This is a genomic window from Halomonas chromatireducens, from assembly GCF_001545155.1.
Taxonomy (GTDB): domain Bacteria; phylum Pseudomonadota; class Gammaproteobacteria; order Pseudomonadales; family Halomonadaceae; genus Halomonas; species Halomonas chromatireducens.
Genome location: NZ_CP014226.1, coordinates 118,895 through 138,985 on the forward strand (window position 1 = coordinate 118,895; position 20,091 = coordinate 138,985).

Sequence of the window (20,091 nt, forward strand, 5' to 3'; positions counted from 1 at the left end):
CCGACTCCATGAAAGATTTGGTGAAAGTCCTCAAATCGCAGTCACAGTCCGAAGAGTTCGATGCGATCAAGATCTCGCTCGCCTCGCCGGACATGATTCGCTCCTGGTCCTTCGGTGAGGTCAAGAAGCCCGAGACCATCAACTACCGTACCTTCAAGCCGGAGCGGGATGGCCTGTTCTGCGCCAAGATCTTTGGCCCGGTGAAGGACTACGAGTGCCTCTGCGGCAAGTACAAGCGCATGAAGCACCGCGGCATCATCTGCGAGAAGTGCGGCGTCGAAGTGACCAAGGCCGCGGTGCGCCGCGAGCGCATGGGCCACATCGAGCTGGCCTCGCCGGTTGCGCACATCTGGTTCCTGAAGTCGCTGCCGTCACGCATCGGCATGTTCCTGGACATGACCCTGCGCGACATCGAGCGGGTGCTCTACTTCGAAAGCTTCGTGGTCATCGATCCGGGCATGACCACCCTGGAGCGCGGCCAGCTGCTCAACGACGAGCAGTACTTCGAGGCCCTCGAGGAGTTCGGTGACGACTTCGACGCCCGCATGGGCGCCGAGGCGATCCAGGCGCTGCTCAAGGACATCGAGCTGCCGGAAGAGATCGACCGGCTGCGCGAGGAGATCCCGCAGACCAACTCCGAGACCAAGATCAAGAAGCTCTCCAAGCGGCTCAAGCTGCTGGAAGCCTTCCACAATTCCGGCAACGCGCCGGCGTGGATGGTCATGGAGGTGCTGCCGGTACTGCCGCCGGACCTGCGTCCGCTGGTACCGCTGGACGGCGGCCGCTTCGCGACCTCCGACCTGAACGACCTGTATCGCCGGGTGATCAACCGCAACAACCGCCTGAAGCGTCTGCTCGACCTCAATGCGCCGGACATCATCGTGCGCAACGAGAAGCGCATGCTCCAGGAGGCGGTCGACGCCCTGCTGGACAACGGCCGTCGCGGCCGGGCCATCACCGGCTCGAACAAGCGCCCGCTGAAGTCCCTGGCCGACATGATCAAGGGCAAGCAGGGGCGTTTCCGTCAGAACCTGTTGGGCAAGCGCGTCGACTACTCCGGCCGTTCGGTCATTACCGTCGGCCCGACCCTGCGCCTGCATCAGTGTGGCCTGCCCAAGAAGATGGCGCTGGAGCTGTTCAAGCCGTTCATCTATTCAAAGCTGCAGTCGCAGGGTCATGCCTCGACGATCAAGGCGGCCAAGAAGATGGTCGAGCGCGAGCTGCCCGAGGTGTGGGATATCCTCGCCGAGGTTATCCGCGAGCACCCGGTGCTGCTCAACCGCGCGCCGACCCTGCACCGTCTCGGGATCCAGGCCTTCGAGCCGCTGCTGATCGAAGGCAAGGCGATCCAGCTGCACCCGCTGGTGTGTGCCGCCTACAACGCCGACTTCGACGGTGACCAGATGGCGGTACACGTGCCGCTGACGCTGGAAGCCCAGCTCGAGGCGCGGGCGCTGATGATGGCCACCAACAACGTGCTGTCACCGGCCAACGGCGATCCCATCATCGTGCCGTCCCAGGACGTGGTGCTGGGCCTGTACTACATGACCCGCGAGAAGATCAACGCCAAGGGCGAGGGCATGGTGTTCTCCGGTCTCAACGAGGTCGAGCGCGCCTTCGGCACCCAGAGCGTCTCGCTGCATGCCCGGGTCAAGGTGCGTCTCACCGAGGTGGTGATCGACGAGGAGACCGGCGAACAGAGCACGGTGCGTACCATTTACGACACCACCGCCGGTCGTGCCCTGCTGTTCCGTATCCTGCCCGACGGCGTGCCCTTCGAGCTGGTCGACCAGCCGATGAAGAAGAAGGCGATCTCCAAGCTGCTCAACGAGGTGTATCGTCGTGCCGGCCTCAAGCCGACGGTTATCTTCGCCGACCAGCTGATGTACACCGGTTTCCGCATGGCGACCTGGTCCGGCGCCTCCATCGGCGTCAACGACTTCGTCATCCCGGATGCCAAGGTCGAGATCGTCGATGCGGCCGAGGCCGAAGTGAAGGAGATCGAGGATCAGTTCTCCTCGGGCCTCGTCACCGCTGGCGAGAAGTACAACAAGGTCATCGATATCTGGTCCAAGGCCAACGACAAGGTGGCCAAGGCGATGATGCGCGGGATCGAGAAGGAGACCGTGATCGACCGTGACGGCAACGAGGTCGAGCAGGACTCCTTCAACAGCGTCTTCATCATGGCCGACTCCGGTGCCCGGGGTAGTGCCGCCCAGATCCGCCAGCTGGCGGGCATGCGTGGCCTGATGGCCAAGCCGGACGGCTCGATCATCGAGACGCCGATCGTCGCCAACTTCCGTGAAGGCCTTAACGTACTCCAGTACTTCATCTCGACCCACGGCGCGCGGAAAGGCCTGGCGGATACGGCACTGAAGACCGCCAACTCCGGTTACCTGACCCGTCGCCTGGTCGACGTGGCCCAGGACATGGTGATCACCGAGACCGACTGCGGCACCGAGCGCGGTCTGACCCTGCACCCGGTCATCGAGGGCGGCGATATCATCGTCTCCCTGGCCCAGCGTGTGCTTGGCCGTGTGGTGGCCCAGGACGTCATCGATCCGGCCACCGACGAGGTGCTGATCGAGAAGGGCACCCTGCTCGACGAAGCCTGGTGCGAGCATCTCGACACCATGGGTGTCGACGAAATAGTGGTGCGCAGTGCCATCACCTGCGAGTCTGCGCACGGCGTCTGTGCCTGCTGCTACGGCCGTGATCTGGCCCGTGGCCATCAGGTCAACATCGGCGAGTCGGTGGGTGTCATCGCCGCCCAGTCGATCGGTGAGCCCGGCACCCAGCTGACCATGCGGACATTCCACATCGGTGGCGCGGCATCGCGTGCCTCGGCGGTGGACAGCGTCCAGGTCAAGCACGGCGGTCGCGGACCCCTGCACAACATGAAGGTCGTCGAGCGCGCCGACGGCAAGCTGGTGGTGGTCTCCCGCTCCAGCGCCCTGGCCGTCGCCGACGACCATGGCCGCGAGCGCGAGTACTACAAGCTCCCCTACGGTGCCGAGCTTTCCATCAAGGATGGCGATGCCGTGGATGCCGGCCAGGCCGTGGCCAAGTGGGATCCGCACACCCACCCGATCATTGCCGAGGTCGAGGGCAAGGTGCACTACGCCGACATGGACGAGGGCATGACCATTCACCGCAGCGTGGATGAGATGACCGGCCTCTCGTCCATCGAGGTGATCGAGTCCGCCGCCCGTCCCCAGGCCGGTCGCGAGAAGCGTCCGATGATCCTGCTCACCGACGAAGCCGGCGAGCCGATCAGCGTCACCGGGTCCAATACGCCCGTCCAGTACCTGCTGCCGGGCAAGTCCATCGTCTCGGTGGAGAACGGTGCAAAGATCGGCATTGGCGAGATCGTCGCCCGTATCCCGGTGGAAGCGTCCGGCAACAAGGACATCACCGGGGGTCTGCCCCGCGTGGCCGACCTGTTCGAAGCGCGCAAGCCGAAGGAGCCGGCAATCCTCGCCGAAGTCAGCGGCGTGATCAGCTTCGGCAAGGAGACCAAGGGCAAGCGTCGCCTGACGATCTCTCCCGAGGACGGTGGCGATCCGTTCGAGGCGCTGATTCCGAAGTGGCGCCAGATCGCTGTCTTCGAAGGCGAGAGCGTCGAGAAGGGCGAGGTGATCTCCGACGGCCCGAGCAACCCGCACGACATCCTGCGACTGCTGGGCGTGGCGGAGCTGGCCAAGTACATCACCGCCGAGATCCAGGAGGTCTATCGCCTCCAGGGCGTGGGCATCAACGACAAGCACATCGAAGTGATCGTGCGTCAGATGCTGCGCAAGGTCGAGATCACCGATTCTGGTGATTCCGACTTCATCCCGGGCGACCAGGTCGAACTGGTGCGGGTGCTGGAGCAGAATGCACGCCTGGAGAAGGCCGAGAAGTTCCCGGCCAAGTACCAGCGGGTGCTGCTGGGTATCACCAAGGCCAGCCTGGCCACCGAGTCGTTCATCTCTGCGGCCTCCTTCCAGGAGACCACGCGGGTGCTGACCGAGGCGGCGGTTACCGGCAAGCGCGACTACCTGCGCGGCCTGAAGGAGAACGTGGTGGTCGGCCGACTGATTCCGGCAGGAACCGGTCTGGCTCACCACCAGGAGCGTCGCCGCAAGCGTGAAGACACCGAGCGTCTGCTCCACCCGTCGGCCTTCGATGTCGAGCAGGAGCTGGGCGCCCAGCTCACCGCGCTCGACTCGGACGATGACGACCTGTAGACGGCGTGCAAGGGTGTCAGGCCGCGAGCAGTGCTCCCGGCTTGACGCCCGACCCCGCTAGACATTAGAATGCGCAGCCTTTAACAGTGGGGTGGGTGTGCCCGCGCCCGCTGGAAGGCAAGGCAACCATTGGAGTCAGCTACACAACATGGCAACGATCAATCAGCTCGTGCGCAAGCCGCGCAAGCGCCCCGCCGCCAAGAGCGACGTGCCGGCGCTGCAGGCCTGTCCGCAGAAACGCGGTGTCTGCACCCGCGTCTACACCACCACCCCGAAGAAGCCGAACTCGGCCCTGCGTAAGGTCTGCCGCGTGCGCCTGACCAACGGGTTCGAAGTGTCGTCCTACATCGGCGGTGAGGGTCACAACCTCCAGGAGCACTCTGTGGTGCTGATCCGCGGCGGCCGTGTCAAGGATTTGCCGGGTGTGCGCTATCACACCGTTCGCGGCGCCCTGGACACCTCCGGCGTGCAGAACCGCAAGCAGGGCCGTTCCAAGTACGGCACCAAGCGTCCCAAGTCCTGATCGACATCGGTACGCATCCAGAATCAATTTCGGTCTGATAAGAGTAAGGCCGGGCGTCGCGAGTTCGAAAAGAGCGTGCGAGAGTTCCGGGTTTGCCTGAAAGACCCTTCGATAGAGGGCTTGTCATGCCTAGAAGAAGAGTAGTAGCCAAGCGCGAAATCCTGCCGGATCCCAAGTTCGGAAGTGAGCGCCTGGCGAAGTTCATGAACCACCTGATGTACAGCGGCAAGAAGTCCGTGGCCGAGCACATCGTCTACGGTGCGCTGGACAAGGTTGCCGAGCGTAGCAAGGAAGAGCCGCTGGAGATCTTCGACAAGGCGCTGGAAGCCATCCAGCCCATGGTCGAGGTCAAGTCCCGCCGCGTTGGCGGTGCGACCTATCAGGTTCCGGTAGAGGTCCGCCCTTCGCGCCGTCAGGCGCTGGCCATGCGTTGGCTGGTGGACGCGGCGCGCAAGCGCGGCGAGAAGACCATGGTGCAGCGTCTCGCTGGCGAGATGCTCGACGCCGCCGAGGGCAAGGGCTCCGCGGTCAAGAAGCGTGAAGACGTGCATCGCATGGCCGAAGCCAACAAGGCGTTCTCGCACTACCGCTTCTAAGTGCGCTTCTAAACGCATCGCCAACCAACGGGGAGTTCCACCGTGGCTCGCAAGACTCCACTAAAACGCTACCGTAATATCGGCATCGTCGCTCACGTCGATGCCGGCAAGACCACCACGACCGAGCGCGTGCTGTTCTATACCGGCCTGTCCCACAAGGTCGGCGAGGTGCATGACGGCGCTGCTACCACCGACTGGATGGAGCAGGAGCAGGAGCGTGGCATCACCATCACGTCGGCTGCTGTCACTACCTTCTGGAAGGGCATGAATCAGCAGTTCGATGAGCACCGCATCAACATCATCGACACGCCCGGGCACGTTGACTTCACCATTGAAGTCGAACGCTCCCTGCGCGTGCTCGACGGTGCCGTGGTGGTGCTGTGCGGCTCGTCCGGCGTTCAGCCCCAGACCGAGACCGTCTGGCGCCAGGCCAACAAGTACGAAGTCCCGCGCATGGTGTTCGTCAACAAGATGGACCGCACCGGCGCCGACTTCTTCATGGTGGTTGACCAGCTGAAGCAAAAGCTGGGAGCCAACGCGGTGCCGATCCAGATCAACTGGGGCACCGAGGAAGAGTTCAAGGGCGTCGTCGATCTGATCCAGATGAAGGCCATTCTCTGGGACGAAGACAGCCTGGGCATGAGCTATGACCTCGTTGATATCCCGGCCGAGCTCCAGGAGACCGCGGAGAAGTATCGCGAAGAGATGGTCGAGGCTGCCGCCGAGGCATCCGAAGAGCTGATGGAGAAGTATCTCGAGGGTGGTGAGTTGACCATCGAAGAGATCAAGGCCGGTCTGCGTCGCCGCACCCTGGCCAACGAAATCGTGCTTGTCACCTGCGGCTCTGCGTTCAAGAACAAGGGCGTGCAGGCGGTTCTCGATGGCGTCATCGAGTACATGCCGTCACCCACCGAGGTCAAGGCCATCGAGGGTGAGCTGGACGACAAGGATGGCACCATCGCCACCCGCGAGGCGGATGACAGTGCTCCCTTCGCTGCCCTGGCATTCAAGATTGCCACCGATCCGTTCGTCGGCACGCTGACCTTCATTCGCGTCTATTCCGGGGTGCTCAACTCTGGCGACAGCGTCTACAACTCGGTCAAGCAGAAGAAGGAGCGGGTGGGTCGTATCGTTCAGATGCACGCCAACTCCCGCGAAGAGATCAAGGAAGTTCTGGCTGGTGACATCGCTGCCTGTATCGGCCTGAAGGACGTCACCACGGGTGATACCCTGTGCGATCTGAATGAAAAGATCGTGCTGGAGCGCATGGAGTTTCCGGATCCGGTAATCTCCGTGGCCGTGGAGCCGAAAACCAAGACCGACCAGGAGAAGATGGGTGTCGCGCTGGGCAAGCTGGCCCAGGAAGACCCGTCGTTCCGCGTCAAGACCGACGAGGAAACCGGGCAGACCATCATCTCCGGCATGGGTGAGCTGCACCTCGATATCATCGTCGACCGCATGCGTCGCGAGTTCAAGGTCGAGGCCAACATCGGCAAGCCCCAGGTCGCCTACCGTGAAACCATTCGCGGCAGCGTCGAGCAGGAAGGCAAGTTCGTGCGCCAGTCTGGCGGTCGCGGCCAGTATGGCCACGTCTGGCTGCGTATCGAGCCGCTGACCGAGGCGGACAAGGGCGAAGACGAAGACATGCACTTCAAGTTCGCTTCCGAGATCGTCGGCGGTGTGGTGCCCAAGGAGTACGTGGGTGCCGTCGAGAAAGGGGCCTTTGAGCAGCTGCAGAACGGCGTCATCGCGGGCTACCCGATGATCGACGTCAAGGTCACGCTGTACGATGGCTCCTACCATGACGTGGACTCGAACGAGAACGCGTTCAAGGTTGCCTCTTCCATGGCTGTCAAGGAAGGGGCCCGCAAGGCCAAAGCCGTGCTGCTGGAACCGGTGATGAAGGTCGAGGTCGTGACCCCCGAGGAATTCATGGGTGACGTCATGGGCGACCTGAACCGTCGTCGCGGTCTGGTGCAGGGCATGGATGACTCTTCCTCCGGCAAGATCATCCGCGCGACGGTGCCGCTGGGCGAGATGTTCGGTTACGCAACCGATCTGCGCTCTCAGTCCCAGGGTCGTGCGAGCTACACTATGGAGTTCTCGAAGTACGACGAGGCGCCCTCCAGCATCGTAGAAGCCGTCATCAACCAGAAAGGTTAAACCGTTTTAGCTAACGTAAAGAGGTTATCGAAGTGGCTAAGGAAAAATTCGAACGTTCCAAACCGCACGTCAACGTCGGCACCATCGGTCACGTCGACCACGGCAAGACCACTCTGACTGCGGCCCTGACTCGTGTTTCTGCTGAGGTCTTCGGCGGCGATTGGCGCGAATTCGACACCATCGACAACGCACCGGAAGAGCGTGAGCGCGGTATCACCATCGCCACCTCTCACGTCGAGTATCAGTCCGAGCAGCGTCACTACGCTCACGTCGACTGCCCGGGACACGCTGACTACGTCAAGAACATGATCACCGGTGCTGCCCAGATGGACGGCGCTATCCTGGTCTGTTCCGCTGCTGACGGCCCCATGCCGCAGACTCGCGAGCACATCCTGCTCTCCCGTCAGGTCGGCGTGCCTTACATCGTCGTGTTCCTGAACAAGGCCGACATGGTCGACGACGAAGAGCTGCTTGAGCTGGTCGAGATGGAAGTTCGCGAGCTGCTGAGCGAGTACGACTTCCCGGGCGACGACACCCCGATCATCACCGGCTCTGCTCTGATGGCGCTGGAAGGCAAGGACGACAACGGCATGGGCACCACCGCCGTTGCCAACCTGATCAAGGCCCTGGACGACTATATCCCGGAGCCTGAGCGTGCCATCGACCAGCCGTTCCTGATGCCGATCGAGGATGTGTTCTCGATCTCCGGTCGCGGCACCGTGGTGACCGGTCGTATCGAGCGTGGCATCGTCAAGGCCGGCGAAGAAGTCGAGATCGTCGGTATTCGCGACACCACCAAGACCGTCGTGACCGGCGTCGAGATGTTCCGCAAGCTGCTCGACGAAGGTCGTGCCGGTGAGAACGTTGGCGCCCTGCTGCGTGGCACCAAGCGTGATGACGTCGAGCGTGGCCAGGTGCTGGCCAAGCCGGGCTCCATCAACCCGCACACCGTCTTCGAAGCCGAAGTCTACGTGCTGTCCAAGGAAGAGGGTGGTCGTCACACGCCGTTCTTCAAGGGCTACCGTCCGCAGTTCTACTTCCGTACCACCGACGTGACCGGTACCTGTGAACTGCCGGAAGGCGTCGAGATGGTCATGCCGGGCGACAACGTCAAGATGGTTGTCACCCTGATCGCTCCGATCGCCATGGATGACGGCCTGCGCTTCGCCATCCGCGAAGGCGGCCGTACCGTCGGCGCCGGCGTCGTGGCCAAGATCATCCAGTAAGCGGTTTTCGCTGGAATGATCGAAGGGGGCTCCGATTGGAGCCCCCTTTCTGCGCATCGCAGCCAGAGTGTTTGACTCTCGCTGGCGACGTGCCTATAATGCGCATCCTTTGAATGCGTGGGTAGACGGCAGGCGCCGTCGACATCCATTGGAGTTTAGGGCAAATGCAGAACCAGAAGATTCGCATTCGGTTGAAAGCGTTCGACCATCGCCTGATCGACCAGTCCGCCGCGGAGATCGTTGAAACCGCCAAGCGCACCGGTGCTCAGGTCCGTGGGCCGATCCCGCTGCCGACCAATCGTGAGCGTTACACCATCCTGATCTCACCGCACGTCAACAAGGACGCGCGCGATCAGTATGAGATTCGCACACACAAGCGTGTGCTCGATATCGTCGAGCCGACCGAGAAGACTGTCGATGCGCTGATGAAGCTCGACCTCGCCGCTGGCGTGGACGTTCAGATCAAGCTCGACTGACTACACTAGACACCCCGCGGCCCAGCGCTCATAGGCGAGACATGAGCAGCAGCCGCCACGCCGAGATGGCGTCATACAACGTGCTAGTGGAATGCTCTGGAAAGGGCAGCCATAGCGGGTGATAGCCCCGTACACTAAAGGAGACTGAGAATGACTATCGGTTTAGTCGGTAGAAAGGCCGGTATGACCCGTGTCTTTACCGAAGATGGCGCCTCTGTGCCCGTAACCGTGATCGAGGTTGAGCCGAATCGCGTCACCAGCGTCAAGTCTGTCGAAGCCGACGGCTACGCAGCGATTCAGGTCACAACCGGCTCCCGCAAGGCCAAGCACCTCACCAAGGCCCAGGCAGGTCAGTATGCCAAGGCAGGTGTCGAGGCCGGTCGTGCGCTGATGGAGTTCCGCCTTGCAGAAGGCGATGAGGCTCCGGCAGTGGGCGGCGAACTCACCGTATCCCTCTTCGAAGCTGGTCAGATGGTTGATGTGACCGGTACCTCCAAGGGCAAGGGCTTCCAGGGCGCCGTCAAGCGCTGGAACTTCCGTACCCAGGATGCCACCCACGGCAACTCACTGTCGCACCGCGCGCCGGGTTCCATCGGCATGTGTCAAACCCCGGGTCGCGTCTTCAAAGGCAAGAAGATGGCCGGCCAGATGGGCAATGTCCGCTGCACCGTGCAGAGCCTGGAAATTGTCCGTGTCGACGCCGAACGCAACCTGCTGCTGGTCAAGGGCGCCGTGCCCGGTGCTACCGGCAGCGACGTCATTGTGCGCAGCGCCGTCAAGGCTGGCTGAAGGGGATAGAACCGATGAATCTGAATCTAGCTGCAGGCGCGGGCACTGTCGAAGTTGCCGACGCCACCTTTGGCAAAGAATTCAACGAGGCGCTGGTTCACCAGGTCGTCACCGCCTATCTGGCCGGTGGTCGTCAGGGAACCCGTGCCCAGAAGAACCGTTCCGACGTGCGTGGCGGTGGCAAGAAGCCGTGGCGCCAGAAGGGCACCGGTCGTGCTCGTGCCGGTACCATTCGCTCGCCCCTGTGGCGTAGCGGTGGTGTGACCTTTGCGGCTCGCCCGCAGGATCACTCCCACAAGGTCAACCGCAAGATGTACCGTGCGGCCATGCGCGCGATTCTCTCCGAGCTGGTTCGCCAGGAGCGTCTGGTGGCGATCGACGAGATTACCGTCGAAGCGCCCCGGACCAAGGAGTTGGTGGCCAAGCTCAAGGAGCTGAACCTCGAGAAAGTGCTGATCGTCACCGAGGAAGTCGACGAGAAGCTCTATCTGGCCGCCCGCAACATTCCCAACGTGGATGTGGTGGATGTGGCTGCTGCCGACCCGGTGAGCCTGATCGCCTTCGACAAGGTGCTGGTCACCGTCTCTGCTCTGCGTAAATTCGAGGAGAAGCTGGCATGAACCAGGAACGCGTATTCAAGGTTCTGCTTGGTCCGCACGTGACCGAGAAGGCCGCTTTCGCCGCTGAGAACAACCAGTACGTGTTCAAGGTGGCCAGTGACGCGACCAAGCCGGAAATCAAGCAGGCCGTTCAGGTCCTGTTCGGCAAGAAGGTCGATCGCGTCCAGGTATTGAACGTCAAGGGCAAGACCAAGCGCTCCGCGAATGGTCTGGGCCGTCGCCAGGGCTACCGCAAGGCTTATGTGTCCCTGGCCGCCGGTGAGACGCTCGAAGACTTCACTGGCGCCGAATAAGGGCAGGAGTACGGATCATGGCAATCGTCAAGACAAAACCCACATCCGCCGGTCGTCGCCACGTCGTCAAGATCGTCAGCGAGGATCTGCACAAGGGCAAGCCCTATGCACCGCTGCTCGAGAAGCAGTCGCGCTCCGGTGGACGTAACAACAACGGCCGCATCACCACCCGCCATGTGGGCGGTGGTCACCGTCAGCATTATCGGCTCGTGGACTTCAAGCGCCCCAAGGATGGCGTTCCCGCCGTCGTCGAGCGCCTGGAATACGACCCGAACCGCAGCGCCCACATCGCGTTGCTGAAGTATCTGGACGGCGAGCGTCGCTACATCATCGCGCCCAAGGGCGTGAAGGCCGGCGACCGTCTCGAGTCCGGTGTCAACGCGGCGATCAGGAAGGGTAACACCCTGCCGCTGCGTAACATCCCGCTGGGTTCCACCGTGCACTGCATCGAACTGAAGCCCGGAAAGGGTGCTCAGATCGCGCGCAGCGCCGGTACCAGTGCCCAGCTGGTCGCTCGTGAAGGCAACTATGCCACCCTGCGTCTGCGCTCCGGCGAGATGCGCAAGGTGCTGGCAGAGTGCCGCGCGACCCTGGGGGAAGTGAGCAACTCCGAGCACAGCCTGCGTCAACTTGGCAAGGCCGGTGCGAAGCGCTGGAGAGGCGTGCGTCCGACCGTTCGCGGTGTGGCCATGAACCCGGTTGATCACCCGCACGGCGGTGGCGAAGGCCGCACCAGCGGTGGCCGTCACCCGGTGTCCCCGTGGGGCGTTCCCACCAAGGGCCACAAGACGCGCAAGAACAAGCGCACCGACAAGCTCATCATCCGTCGCCGCAAGGCACGGGGCTGAGACCATACGCCAAGACATTAAGAGGTAACGGCTGTGCCACGTTCACTGAAGAAAGGTCCCTTCATTGACCTTCATCTGCTGAAGAAGGTTGAGGCTGCAGTGGAGAAGAGCGACCGCAAACCGATCAAGACCTGGTCGCGTCGCTCCATGATCCTGCCGAATATGGTCGGGCTCACCATTGCTGTCCATAACGGTCGCCAACACGTCCCGGTGCATGTCTCCGAGGAAATGGTTGGCCACAAGCTGGGCGAATTCGCTGCCACCCGCACGTATCGCGGGCATGCGGCGGACAAGAAAGCCAAACGGTAAGCCAGAGAGGATTGAGAGATGGAAGTCACAGCTAAGCTGCGTGGCGCTCGTTTATCCGCCCAGAAGGCCCGTTTGGTGGCTGACCAGGTGCGCGGTAAACCGGTCGCCGAAGCAATTGACCTGCTGACCTTCTCACCGAAGAAGGCTGCCAAGCTGGTCAAGAAAGTGCTTCAGTCCGCCATCGCGAATGCGGAAGAAAACAACGGTATGGATATCGACGAGCTGCGTGTCTCGACCATCTGCGTCGATGAGGGCATGACGCTCAAGCGCATCAAGCCGCGTGCCAAGGGCCGTGCGGATCGCATTTTGAAGCGCACCTGCCACATCACCGTCAAGGTAGCCGAGAAGTAGGAGTCGACCAGATGGGTCAGAAAGTACATCCGACAGGTATTCGGCTGGGTATCGTCAAGGATCACTCCTCGGTGTGGTATGCCGAGCGCGGTGCCTACGCCGACAAGCTGAATAATGATCTCGAAGTGCGTCGTTTCCTCGAGGAGCGACTGAAGAATGCGTCCGTGAGTCGCATCCACATCGAGCGTCCGGCGAACAACGCCCGCATTACCATTCACACCGCCCGTCCGGGCATCGTGATTGGCAAGAAGGGTGAAGACGTCGATCGTCTGCGTCGTGACGTCACGGCGATGATGGGCGTGCCCGTGCACGTCAACATCGAAGAAGTCCGCAAGCCGGAACTGGATGCCAAGCTCGTCGCGCAGAACATCGCCGGCCAGCTCGAGCGTCGCGTCATGTTCCGTCGTGCCATGAAGCGTTCCGTGCAGAACGCCATGCGCCTGGGTGCCGGTGGTATCAAGGTGATGCTGTCGGGTCGCCTCGGTGGTGCGGAAATCGCACGTACCGAATGGTACCGCGAAGGCCGCGTGCCGCTTCACACCCTGCGTGCGGACATCGACTACGCCACCTACGAAGCAAAAACCACCTACGGCATCATCGGTGTCAAGGTTTGGGTCTTCAAGGGTGAAATCCTCGGGGGCATCGAAGAGGTCCGCGCCAAGGCTAAACAGCCGCAGGCCGCGCCCTCCAAGAAGAAAGGTTCCAGGTAAGGGGAGAGCGAGTCGATGTTACAACCCAAGCGCATGAAATTCCGCAAGATGATGAAGGGCCGCAACCGTGGCCTGGCGCATCGCGGAAGCAAGATCAGCTTCGGGGAATATGGCCTGAAGGCAACCGGTCGCGGCCGTATCACGGCGCGTCAGATCGAAGCCGGCCGTCGTGCGATCACTCGTCACGTCAAGCGTGGCGGCAAGATCTGGATCCGCATATTCCCTGACAAGCCGATTTCCAAGAAGCCGCTCGAAGTTCGTATGGGCAAGGGCAAGGGCTCCGTCGAGTACTGGGTCGCACAGATCCAGCCTGGTCGGGTCCTGTATGAAATCGAAGGGGTGTCGGAAGAGCTGGCTCGTGAAGCCTTCTCCCTGGCGGCCCAGAAGATGCCCATATCCACCACCTTTGTGAAACGGACGGTGATGTGATGAAAGCCCAGGAAATTCGTGAAAAGTCAGTAGACGAACTGCGTGAGCAGCTCTTCGAACTCCTCCGCGAGCAGTTCAACCTGCGCATGCAGAAGGCCACTGGCCAACTGAGCCAGACTCATCTGCTCAAGCAGGTCCGTCGGGATATCGCCCGCGTCAAGACTGTGCTCAACGAGAAGGCAGGTGACTGAGATGGCCGAAGAAAAGAAAGCTCGTACGCTCACCGGCAAGGTGGTGAGCGACAAGATGGAGAAGTCCATCGTCGTCATGATCGAGCGCCGTGAGCGGCACCCGATCTATGGCAAGTACGTCAAGCGCTCCACCAAGCTGCACGCCCACGACGAGACAAACCAGGCGAAGGTCGGCGACACGGTTTCCATTCAGGAATGCCGTCCGCTGTCCAGGAAGAAAGCCTGGTCCCTGGTCGAGGTGGTCGAGCAGGCCAAAGGCTGAGCTCGGCGAGAGCAGTCAGATTAGGTTTGGAGAAAACCGATGATTCAGACTCAGACAATGCTGGATGTCGCCGACAACAGCGGAGCGCGCCGGGTGCAGTGCATCAAGGTGCTTGGCGGTTCTCACCGTCGCTACGCCCGCGTGGGTGACATCATCAAGGTCACGGTGAAGGAAGCCATTCCGCGTGGCAAGGTCAAGAAAGGCCAGGTCCTCAAGGCGGTGGTGGTTCGCACCCGCAGCGGTGTCCGTCGTCCCGACGGCTCGCTGATCCGCTTCGATGGAAATGCGGCAGTTCTGTTGAACAACACCAACGAGCAGCCGATCGGTACCCGTATCTTCGGACCGGTGACACGTGAGCTTCGCAACGAGAAGTTCATGAAGATCATTTCCCTGGCGCCCGAAGTGCTGTAAGGAGCGAGGCGGATATGCAAAAGATCAAACGTGACGATGAAGTGGTCGTCATCGCCGGCAAGGATAAGGGCAAGCGTGGCACGGTAAAGCGCGTCCTCGGAGAGGAACGTTTTGTGGTGTCCGGTGTGAACATGATCAAGCGTCACACCAAGCCCAATCCTATGGCGGGCAAGCAGGGCGGTATCGTCGAGCGCGAGGCTCCGATTCACGCGTCCAACGTGGCGATCTTCAACTCGGAGACCGGTAAGGCGGATCGCGTCGGCTTCCAGGTTAAGGAAGACGGTACCAAGGTACGTATCTACAAGTCGACGCAGACGCAGATCGACGCCTAACGCGAGTCGGGTAGCAAAATGGCGAACTTGAAAGAACGTTATCAGAACGAGGTGGTGGCTCAGCTCAAAGAGCAGTTCAGCTACGCCAATGTGATGCAGGTGCCGCGGGTCACCAAGGTGACTTTGAACATGGGCATCGGCGACGCAACCAGCGACAAGAAGCTGATCGAGAATGCCGTCGGCGACCTGGAGAAGCTCTCCGGTCAGAAGCCGTTGGTGACCAAGGCACGGAAGTCCATTGCGGGCTTCAAGGTGCGCGAAGGCTGGCCGATCGGCATCAAGGTGACCCTGCGCAGTGAGCGTATGTGGGAATTCCTCGATCGCTTGGTCAACATCGCGATACCCCGCGTGCGTGACTTCCGTGGTCTCAACCCGAAGTCCTTTGACGGTCGCGGCAACTACTCCATGGGTGTGCGTGAGCAGATCATCTTCCCGGAGATCGAGTATGATAAGATCGACCGGATTCGTGGTCTGGATGTCACCATCACCACCACTGCCAACACCGACGAGGAAGGTCGTGCGCTGCTGAGCGCGCTGAACTTCCCGTTCAAGAAATAAGGGTTGGATCATGGCAAAGAAGAGCATGGTAGAGCGTGAGCTCAAGCGCACCAAGCTGGTCGCGAAGTATGCGGCCCGCCGCGCCGAGCTCAAGGCGATCATCCAGAACGTGAACACTTCTGAAGAAGAGCGCTTCGACGCAACGCTCAAGCTGCAGCAGTTGCCGCGTGACTCGAGCCCGGTACGCCAGCGTAACCGCTGTCGTATCACCGGCCGTCCGCACGGCTACTACAACAAGTTCGGCTTGGGCCGCAACAAGCTGCGCGAAGCCGCTATGCGTGGCGAAGTCCCTGGGCTGAAGAAGTCCAGCTGGTAAGCCGCCACGGAATCATCAGGAGCGCAACGTAAATGAGCATGCAAGACACTCTGGCGGATATGTTCACTCGTATCCGCAATGCGCAGATGGCCACCAAGGAGACGGTTACCATGCCGTCTTCGAAGCTGAAGGTCGAGGTGGCCCGCGTATTGAAGGAAGAGGGCTATATCACCGACTTCGCGGTGGCTGAAGGCACCAAGCCCGAGCTGACCGTAACCCTCAAGTACTTCGAGGGAAGGCCGGTCATCGAGCACCTGCAGCGGGTTTCCAAGCCGTCTCTGCGCCAGTACAAGGGCAAGTCTGCACTGCCCAAGGTGGCGGATGGCATGGGTGTCGCGATCGTCACCACCTCCCGGGGCGTGATGACCGACCGTGCCGCTCGCCAGGCGGGCGTCGGTGGCGAAGTCATCTGCACCGTATTCTAGGAGTTTGGAATGTCCCGCGTAGCCAAATATCCGGTTAAAGTGCCTGCCGGCGTCGACATCAAGCTTGATGGCGACCAGCTGACCGTCAAGGGCAGCCAGGGCACGCTGTCCATGACCGTTCATCCGGACGTGGTGGTCGCCCAGGAAGAGGGTCAGCTGACCTTCAACCCGAGCAAGACCGCCAAGTCCTGGGCCATGGCCGGCACCACACGCGCACTGGTCCAGAACCTGGTCACCGGCGTCTCCGAGGGCTTCACCAAGTCCCTGGAAATCATCGGCGTCGGCTATCGTGCCCAGGCCAAGGGCCAGACGCTCAACCTGACACTGGGCTTCTCGCACCCGGTCGACTACACACTGCCTGATGGTGTCTCGGCGGAAACGCCCAAGAACACCGTGATCGTGCTGAAAAGCGCGGACAAGCAGAAGCTCGGCCAGGTCGCTGCGGAAATCCGCGCCTTCCGTCCCCCGGAACCCTATAAAGGTAAGGGTGTACGGTACGCCGACGAGCAGGTGCGTCGCAAAGAAGCCAAGAAGAAGTAAGGCAGGGTTATGAACGCGAAGAAAGAATCTCGTCTCCGTCGTGCCCGCCGCGCTCGCGCGAAGATCCGCGAGCTGGGCGTGTATCGCCTGTGCGTCAACCGTACCCCGCGTCACATCTATGCGCAGATTATCTCGCCGGATGGTGGCAAGGTGCTGGCCAGCGCTTCCACGCTGGACAAGGATCTGCGCGAGGGTGCGACCGGTAATTCGGACGCCGCTGCCAAGGTGGGTGCGCTGATTGCCGAGCGTGCCAAGCAGGCAGGCATCACCCAGGTAGCCTTCGATCGTGCCGGCTTCAAGTACCACGGCCGTGTCAAGGCCCTGGCCGACGCCGCACGTGAAGGCGGCCTGGAATTCTAAAGGGTTTTACGATGGCGAAGAACGAACAGAACACCGGCGACCTGCAGGAAAAGCTCGTACAGGTCAACCGTGTCGCCAAGGTGGTCAAGGGTGGCCGGATATTCGGCTTCACCGCTCTGACCGTCGTCGGCGACGGCAATGGTCGTGTGGGCTTCGGTCGTGGCAAGGCGCGTGAAGTGCCGGTCGCGATCCAGAAGGCCATGGACCAGGCGCGCCGCAACATGGTCAAGGTCAGCCTGAAGGGCCACACGCTGCAGTACCCGGTCAAGGCCCGTCACGGTGCCTCCAAGGTGTACATGCAGCCGGCTTCCGAAGGTACCGGGATCATCGCTGGCGGTGCCATGCGCTCCGTGCTCGAGCTGGCAGGCGTCCATGACGTCCTGGCCAAGTGCTACGGTTCCACCAATCCGGTGAACGTGGTGCGGGCAACCGTCAAGGGCCTCGCTTCCATGCAGTCGCCGGACGACATCGCCGCCAAGCGCGGCCTGTCTGTCGACGCGATCACGGGGTGAATACCATGGCAGCAACACTCAAGGTTACCCAGACCCGCAGCACCATCGGCACACTGCCCAAGCACAAGGCAACCATGAAAGGCCTGGGTCTGCGTCGCATTGGTCATACGGTTGAACTGGAAGACACCCCTGCCGTTCGCGGCATGATCCACAAGGTAAATTACCTTGTGCGTGTTGAGGGAGAGTAATCCATGAAACTCAATAGCCTGAGCCCGGCACCGGGTTCCAAGCACGCCGAAAAGCGTGTCGGTCGTGGCATCGGCTCCGGTCTGGGCAAGACCGGCGGCCGTGGCCACAAGGGCCAGAAGTCGCGCAGTGGCGGCACCGTGAAGCCTGGCTTCGAGGGCGGTCAGATGCCGCTGCAGCGGCGCCTGCCCAAGTTCGGCTTCACCTCCGCGAAGTCGCTGGTCTCCGAAGAAGTTCGCCTGGGCGAGCTGTCCAAGGTGGCGGGTGATGAAGTCACCATGGCGACTCTCAAGGAAGCCAACGTGCTCAAGGATGCCACGCTACACGCGAAAATCATCCTTTCCGGCGACGTCAACAAGGCGGTTACCGTGCGCGGCATCAAGGTCACCAAGGGTGCCCGTGCTGCAATCGAAGCCGCCGGTGGCAAGGTAGAGGACTAAATGGCCAAGTCAGGAAACATGCCGGCGATGGGCAGCGGTCTGAGTGAACTGTGGGCGCGTCTGCGCTTCGTGCTCCTCGCCATCGTGGTGTACCGTATCGGTGCCCATATTCCCGTGCCCGGTATCAATCCTGACCAGCTTGCTGCCTTGTTCAGGGAGCAGCAGGGTACCATCCTGGGCATGTTCAACATGTTCTCGGGTGGTGCGCTGGAGCGCATGAGCATCATGGCGCTGGGGATCATGCCGTACATCTCGGCGTCGATCATCATGCAGCTCTTGACCGCGGTCTCACCCCATCTTGAGCAGCTCAAGAAGGAAGGTGAGGCCGGCCGCCGCAAGATCAGCCAGTACACCCGCTACGGCACGGTGTTGCTGGCGCTTGTCCAGGGCACCGGTATGTCGGTGGGCCTGGCCAGCCAGGGCATCGCGTATACGGCCGACTTCAGCTTCTACTTCACCGCCATCGTCAGTTTCGTGACCGGTGCGGTGTTCCTGATGTGGCTGGGCGAGCAGATCACCGAGAAGGGCATCGGCAACGGCATCTCGCTGCTGATCTTCGCCGGCATCGTCGCCGGGCTTCCGGGTGCCGTGGGGCAAGCCTTCGAGCTGGCCCGCAACGAAGGTGCCTGGAACGTGCTGCCGCTGCTGGCACTTTCCGTACTGGGTGTCGCCACCGTGGCTTTCGTGGTGTTCATCGAGCGCGGGCAGCGCCGGATTACGGTGAACTATCCGCGTCGTCAGGTCGGCAACAAGATGTATGCCGGCCAGAGCAGCTACCTGCCGCTGAAGGTGAACATGGCGGGCGTCATTCCGGCCATCTTCGCCTCCAGCATTCTGCTGTTCCCCGCATCGATGGGGCAGTGGGTAGGGGCCGGCGACGGCATGGAGTGGTTGCAGCGTGCATCTCAGGCGCTCGGCCCAGGTCAGCCACTGTATATCTTGCTTTTCGGCGCGGCGGTGATATTCTTCTGCTTCTTTTACACAGCGCTGGTCTTCAACCCCAAGGATGTCGCCGACAATCTCAAGAAGTCAGGCGCATTCCTGCCGGGCATACGCCCTGGTGAACAGACCGCTCGCTATGTCGACAAGGTCATGACGCGTTTGACCCTGTTCGGTGCCTTGTATATCGCTGCGGTTTCCCTGATGCCCCAGTTCCTGATCGTGGCCTGGAACGTGCCGTTCTTCTTCGGCGGAACCGCGCTGCTGATCATTGTCGTGGTGATCATGGACTTCATGGCCCAGGTGCAGTCGCATCTCATGTCGCATCAGTATGACTCGGTGATGAAGAAGTCCAACCTGAAAGGCTATGGCAGCGGCGGCATCATGCGCTGAAGCGCAGAGCCGGAGCATCTGCGCCGCGAGCCGATTTTGGAGTAAGGAACGATGAAAGTTCGAGCTTCCGTAAAGAAAATGTGCCGTAACTGCAAGATCATTCGTCGCAATGGCGCCGTTCGCGTCATCTGCATCGAACCGCGGCACAAGCAGCGCCAGGGTTGATTCTGGCGCGTGTTGAAAGCGGTGCCGGCATGCCCCTTGCCCTTCATCGGGTAAAGGGGTATGCTGTTGCGCCTTTTGTAGTGACTAAACGAGCAAGCCGCTCAAATTTCGGAGTAAGCTGATGGCCCGTATTGCAGGCGTCAATATCCCGGACAACAAGCATGCGGCGATCTCGCTGACCTATATCTTCGGGATTGGCCGCACGCGTGCACAGCAGATTTGTGCCGCCACCGGCATCGCGCCGACTGCCAAGATTCAGGAGCTTTCCTCTGAAGAAGTGGATGCCCTGCGTAGTGAAGTCGGCAAGTACACCGTAGAAGGCGACCTTCGTCGTGATGTGACGCTCAACATCAAGCGTCTCATGGACCTGGGTTGCTATCGTGGTCTGCGTCATCGTCGCGGTCTTCCGCTGCGTGGTCAGCGTACCAAGACCAACGCGCGTACCCGCAAGGGCCCGCGCAAGCCGATTCGCAAGTAACACGCACGTTCTGGCGTAAAG

Annotated in this window: 29 protein-coding genes; all 29 read left to right on the forward strand. The window is 61.4% G+C overall.

Annotated features, from left to right (window positions below; all coding sequences use genetic code 11):
* Positions 1-8: 8 nt before the first annotated feature.
* Positions 9-4,229 (forward strand): DNA-directed RNA polymerase subunit beta', encoded by a 4,221-nt coding sequence (gene rpoC / locus LOKO_RS00555; RefSeq protein WP_066443622.1) that lies wholly within the window; start codon positions 9-11, stop codon positions 4,227-4,229.
* Positions 4,230-4,377: 148 nt separating this feature from the next.
* A complete protein-coding gene (rpsL, locus tag LOKO_RS00560; protein WP_010626462.1) occupies positions 4,378-4,752 on the forward strand; it encodes a 30S ribosomal protein S12 in 375 nt (124 codons plus the stop codon).
* A 125-nt stretch (positions 4,753-4,877) separates the two neighbouring features.
* Positions 4,878-5,348: a 30S ribosomal protein S7 gene (gene rpsG / locus LOKO_RS00565; RefSeq protein ID WP_066443625.1), complete on the forward strand. Its 471-nt coding sequence runs from the start codon at positions 4,878-4,880 to the stop codon at positions 5,346-5,348.
* A 42-nt stretch (positions 5,349-5,390) separates the two neighbouring features.
* Positions 5,391-7,511, forward strand: coding sequence for an elongation factor G (gene fusA / locus LOKO_RS00570; protein WP_066443628.1), 2,121 nt, complete (start codon positions 5,391-5,393; stop codon positions 7,509-7,511).
* Positions 7,512-7,543: 32 nt separating this feature from the next.
* Positions 7,544-8,737: an elongation factor Tu gene (gene tuf / locus LOKO_RS00575; RefSeq protein ID WP_066443631.1), complete on the forward strand. Its 1,194-nt coding sequence runs from the start codon at positions 7,544-7,546 to the stop codon at positions 8,735-8,737.
* Positions 8,738-8,901: 164 nt separating this feature from the next.
* Positions 8,902-9,213 (forward strand): 30S ribosomal protein S10, encoded by a 312-nt coding sequence (gene rpsJ, locus LOKO_RS00580; protein WP_016419080.1) that lies wholly within the window; start codon positions 8,902-8,904, stop codon positions 9,211-9,213.
* Positions 9,214-9,363: 150 nt separating this feature from the next.
* Positions 9,364-10,002 carry a 50S ribosomal protein L3 gene (rplC, locus tag LOKO_RS00585; RefSeq protein WP_066443633.1) on the forward strand — a complete coding sequence of 213 codons (639 nt, stop codon included), beginning with the start codon at positions 9,364-9,366 and terminating at the stop codon, positions 10,000-10,002.
* Between the two features lie 14 nt (positions 10,003-10,016).
* Positions 10,017-10,622 (forward strand): 50S ribosomal protein L4, encoded by a 606-nt coding sequence (rplD, locus tag LOKO_RS00590; protein WP_043518300.1) that lies wholly within the window; start codon positions 10,017-10,019, stop codon positions 10,620-10,622.
* Positions 10,619-10,915, forward strand: a complete 297-nt coding sequence (gene rplW / locus LOKO_RS00595) for a 50S ribosomal protein L23 (protein WP_066443635.1) — start codon at positions 10,619-10,621, stop codon at positions 10,913-10,915. Before rplD ends, rplW begins: the two co-directional genes overlap by 4 nt.
* A 17-nt stretch (positions 10,916-10,932) precedes the next feature.
* Entirely contained in the window at positions 10,933-11,763 is an 831-nt protein-coding gene (gene rplB, locus LOKO_RS00600) for a 50S ribosomal protein L2 (protein WP_066443637.1), read from the forward strand.
* A gap of 33 nt (positions 11,764-11,796) precedes the next feature.
* Positions 11,797-12,072, forward strand: coding sequence for a 30S ribosomal protein S19 (gene rpsS, locus LOKO_RS00605; protein ID WP_008959165.1), 276 nt, complete (start codon positions 11,797-11,799; stop codon positions 12,070-12,072).
* 18 nt (positions 12,073-12,090) lie between these two features.
* Positions 12,091-12,423, forward strand: coding sequence for a 50S ribosomal protein L22 (gene rplV / locus LOKO_RS00610; RefSeq protein ID WP_018917732.1), 333 nt, complete (start codon positions 12,091-12,093; stop codon positions 12,421-12,423).
* An 11-nt stretch (positions 12,424-12,434) separates the two neighbouring features.
* Positions 12,435-13,133, forward strand: a complete 699-nt coding sequence (gene rpsC, locus LOKO_RS00615) for a 30S ribosomal protein S3 (RefSeq protein WP_066443639.1) — start codon at positions 12,435-12,437, stop codon at positions 13,131-13,133.
* 15 nt (positions 13,134-13,148) lie between these two features.
* The gene (gene rplP, locus LOKO_RS00620; protein ID WP_066443642.1) at positions 13,149-13,562 is read left to right on the forward strand and encodes a 50S ribosomal protein L16; all 414 of its coding nucleotides are present in this window, start codon (positions 13,149-13,151) and stop codon (positions 13,560-13,562) included.
* On the forward strand, positions 13,562-13,753 hold the full coding sequence (gene rpmC, locus LOKO_RS00625) for a 50S ribosomal protein L29 (RefSeq protein ID WP_066443645.1): 192 nt from the start codon (positions 13,562-13,564) through the stop codon (positions 13,751-13,753). Before rplP ends, rpmC begins: the two co-directional genes overlap by 1 nt.
* A gap of 1 nt (position 13,754) precedes the next feature.
* Positions 13,755-14,015, forward strand: a complete 261-nt coding sequence (gene rpsQ, locus LOKO_RS00630; protein ID WP_066443648.1) for a 30S ribosomal protein S17 — start codon at positions 13,755-13,757, stop codon at positions 14,013-14,015.
* Positions 14,016-14,054: 39 nt separating this feature from the next.
* Positions 14,055-14,426: a 50S ribosomal protein L14 gene (gene rplN, locus LOKO_RS00635; RefSeq protein ID WP_008959163.1), complete on the forward strand. Its 372-nt coding sequence runs from the start codon at positions 14,055-14,057 to the stop codon at positions 14,424-14,426.
* Positions 14,427-14,440: 14 nt separating this feature from the next.
* Positions 14,441-14,758: a 50S ribosomal protein L24 gene (gene rplX, locus LOKO_RS00640; protein ID WP_066443651.1), complete on the forward strand. Its 318-nt coding sequence runs from the start codon at positions 14,441-14,443 to the stop codon at positions 14,756-14,758.
* A gap of 18 nt (positions 14,759-14,776) precedes the next feature.
* Positions 14,777-15,316: a 50S ribosomal protein L5 gene (gene rplE / locus LOKO_RS00645; protein ID WP_066443653.1), complete on the forward strand. Its 540-nt coding sequence runs from the start codon at positions 14,777-14,779 to the stop codon at positions 15,314-15,316.
* A gap of 10 nt (positions 15,317-15,326) precedes the next feature.
* The gene (gene rpsN, locus LOKO_RS00650; RefSeq protein WP_066443658.1) at positions 15,327-15,632 is read left to right on the forward strand and encodes a 30S ribosomal protein S14; all 306 of its coding nucleotides are present in this window, start codon (positions 15,327-15,329) and stop codon (positions 15,630-15,632) included.
* Positions 15,633-15,664: 32 nt separating this feature from the next.
* Positions 15,665-16,057: a 30S ribosomal protein S8 gene (gene rpsH / locus LOKO_RS00655; RefSeq protein WP_066443667.1), complete on the forward strand. Its 393-nt coding sequence runs from the start codon at positions 15,665-15,667 to the stop codon at positions 16,055-16,057.
* Positions 16,058-16,066: 9 nt separating this feature from the next.
* Complete coding sequence (gene rplF, locus LOKO_RS00660) at positions 16,067-16,597, forward strand: 50S ribosomal protein L6 (protein WP_066443669.1); 531 nt, start codon at positions 16,067-16,069, stop codon at positions 16,595-16,597.
* A 9-nt stretch (positions 16,598-16,606) separates the two neighbouring features.
* Positions 16,607-16,957 carry a 50S ribosomal protein L18 gene (gene rplR, locus LOKO_RS00665; RefSeq protein ID WP_066443671.1) on the forward strand — a complete coding sequence of 117 codons (351 nt, stop codon included), beginning with the start codon at positions 16,607-16,609 and terminating at the stop codon, positions 16,955-16,957.
* 11 nt (positions 16,958-16,968) lie between these two features.
* Positions 16,969-17,469, forward strand: a complete 501-nt coding sequence (gene rpsE, locus LOKO_RS00670) for a 30S ribosomal protein S5 (RefSeq protein WP_066443679.1) — start codon at positions 16,969-16,971, stop codon at positions 17,467-17,469.
* 5 nt (positions 17,470-17,474) lie between these two features.
* Positions 17,475-17,657: a 50S ribosomal protein L30 gene (rpmD, locus tag LOKO_RS00675; RefSeq protein WP_066452141.1), complete on the forward strand. Its 183-nt coding sequence runs from the start codon at positions 17,475-17,477 to the stop codon at positions 17,655-17,657.
* Positions 17,658-17,660: 3 nt separating this feature from the next.
* The gene (gene rplO, locus LOKO_RS00680) at positions 17,661-18,095 is read left to right on the forward strand and encodes a 50S ribosomal protein L15 (protein ID WP_066443682.1); all 435 of its coding nucleotides are present in this window, start codon (positions 17,661-17,663) and stop codon (positions 18,093-18,095) included.
* Positions 18,096-19,427 carry a preprotein translocase subunit SecY gene (secY, locus tag LOKO_RS00685; RefSeq protein WP_066443685.1) on the forward strand — a complete coding sequence of 444 codons (1,332 nt, stop codon included), beginning with the start codon at positions 18,096-18,098 and terminating at the stop codon, positions 19,425-19,427.
* Between the two features lie 51 nt (positions 19,428-19,478).
* Positions 19,479-19,592 carry a 50S ribosomal protein L36 gene (rpmJ, locus tag LOKO_RS00690; protein WP_009099023.1) on the forward strand — a complete coding sequence of 38 codons (114 nt, stop codon included), beginning with the start codon at positions 19,479-19,481 and terminating at the stop codon, positions 19,590-19,592.
* A gap of 121 nt (positions 19,593-19,713) precedes the next feature.
* Complete coding sequence (gene rpsM, locus LOKO_RS00695) at positions 19,714-20,070, forward strand: 30S ribosomal protein S13 (RefSeq protein WP_066443688.1); 357 nt, start codon at positions 19,714-19,716, stop codon at positions 20,068-20,070.
* The last annotated feature ends 21 nt before the right edge of the window (positions 20,071-20,091 follow it).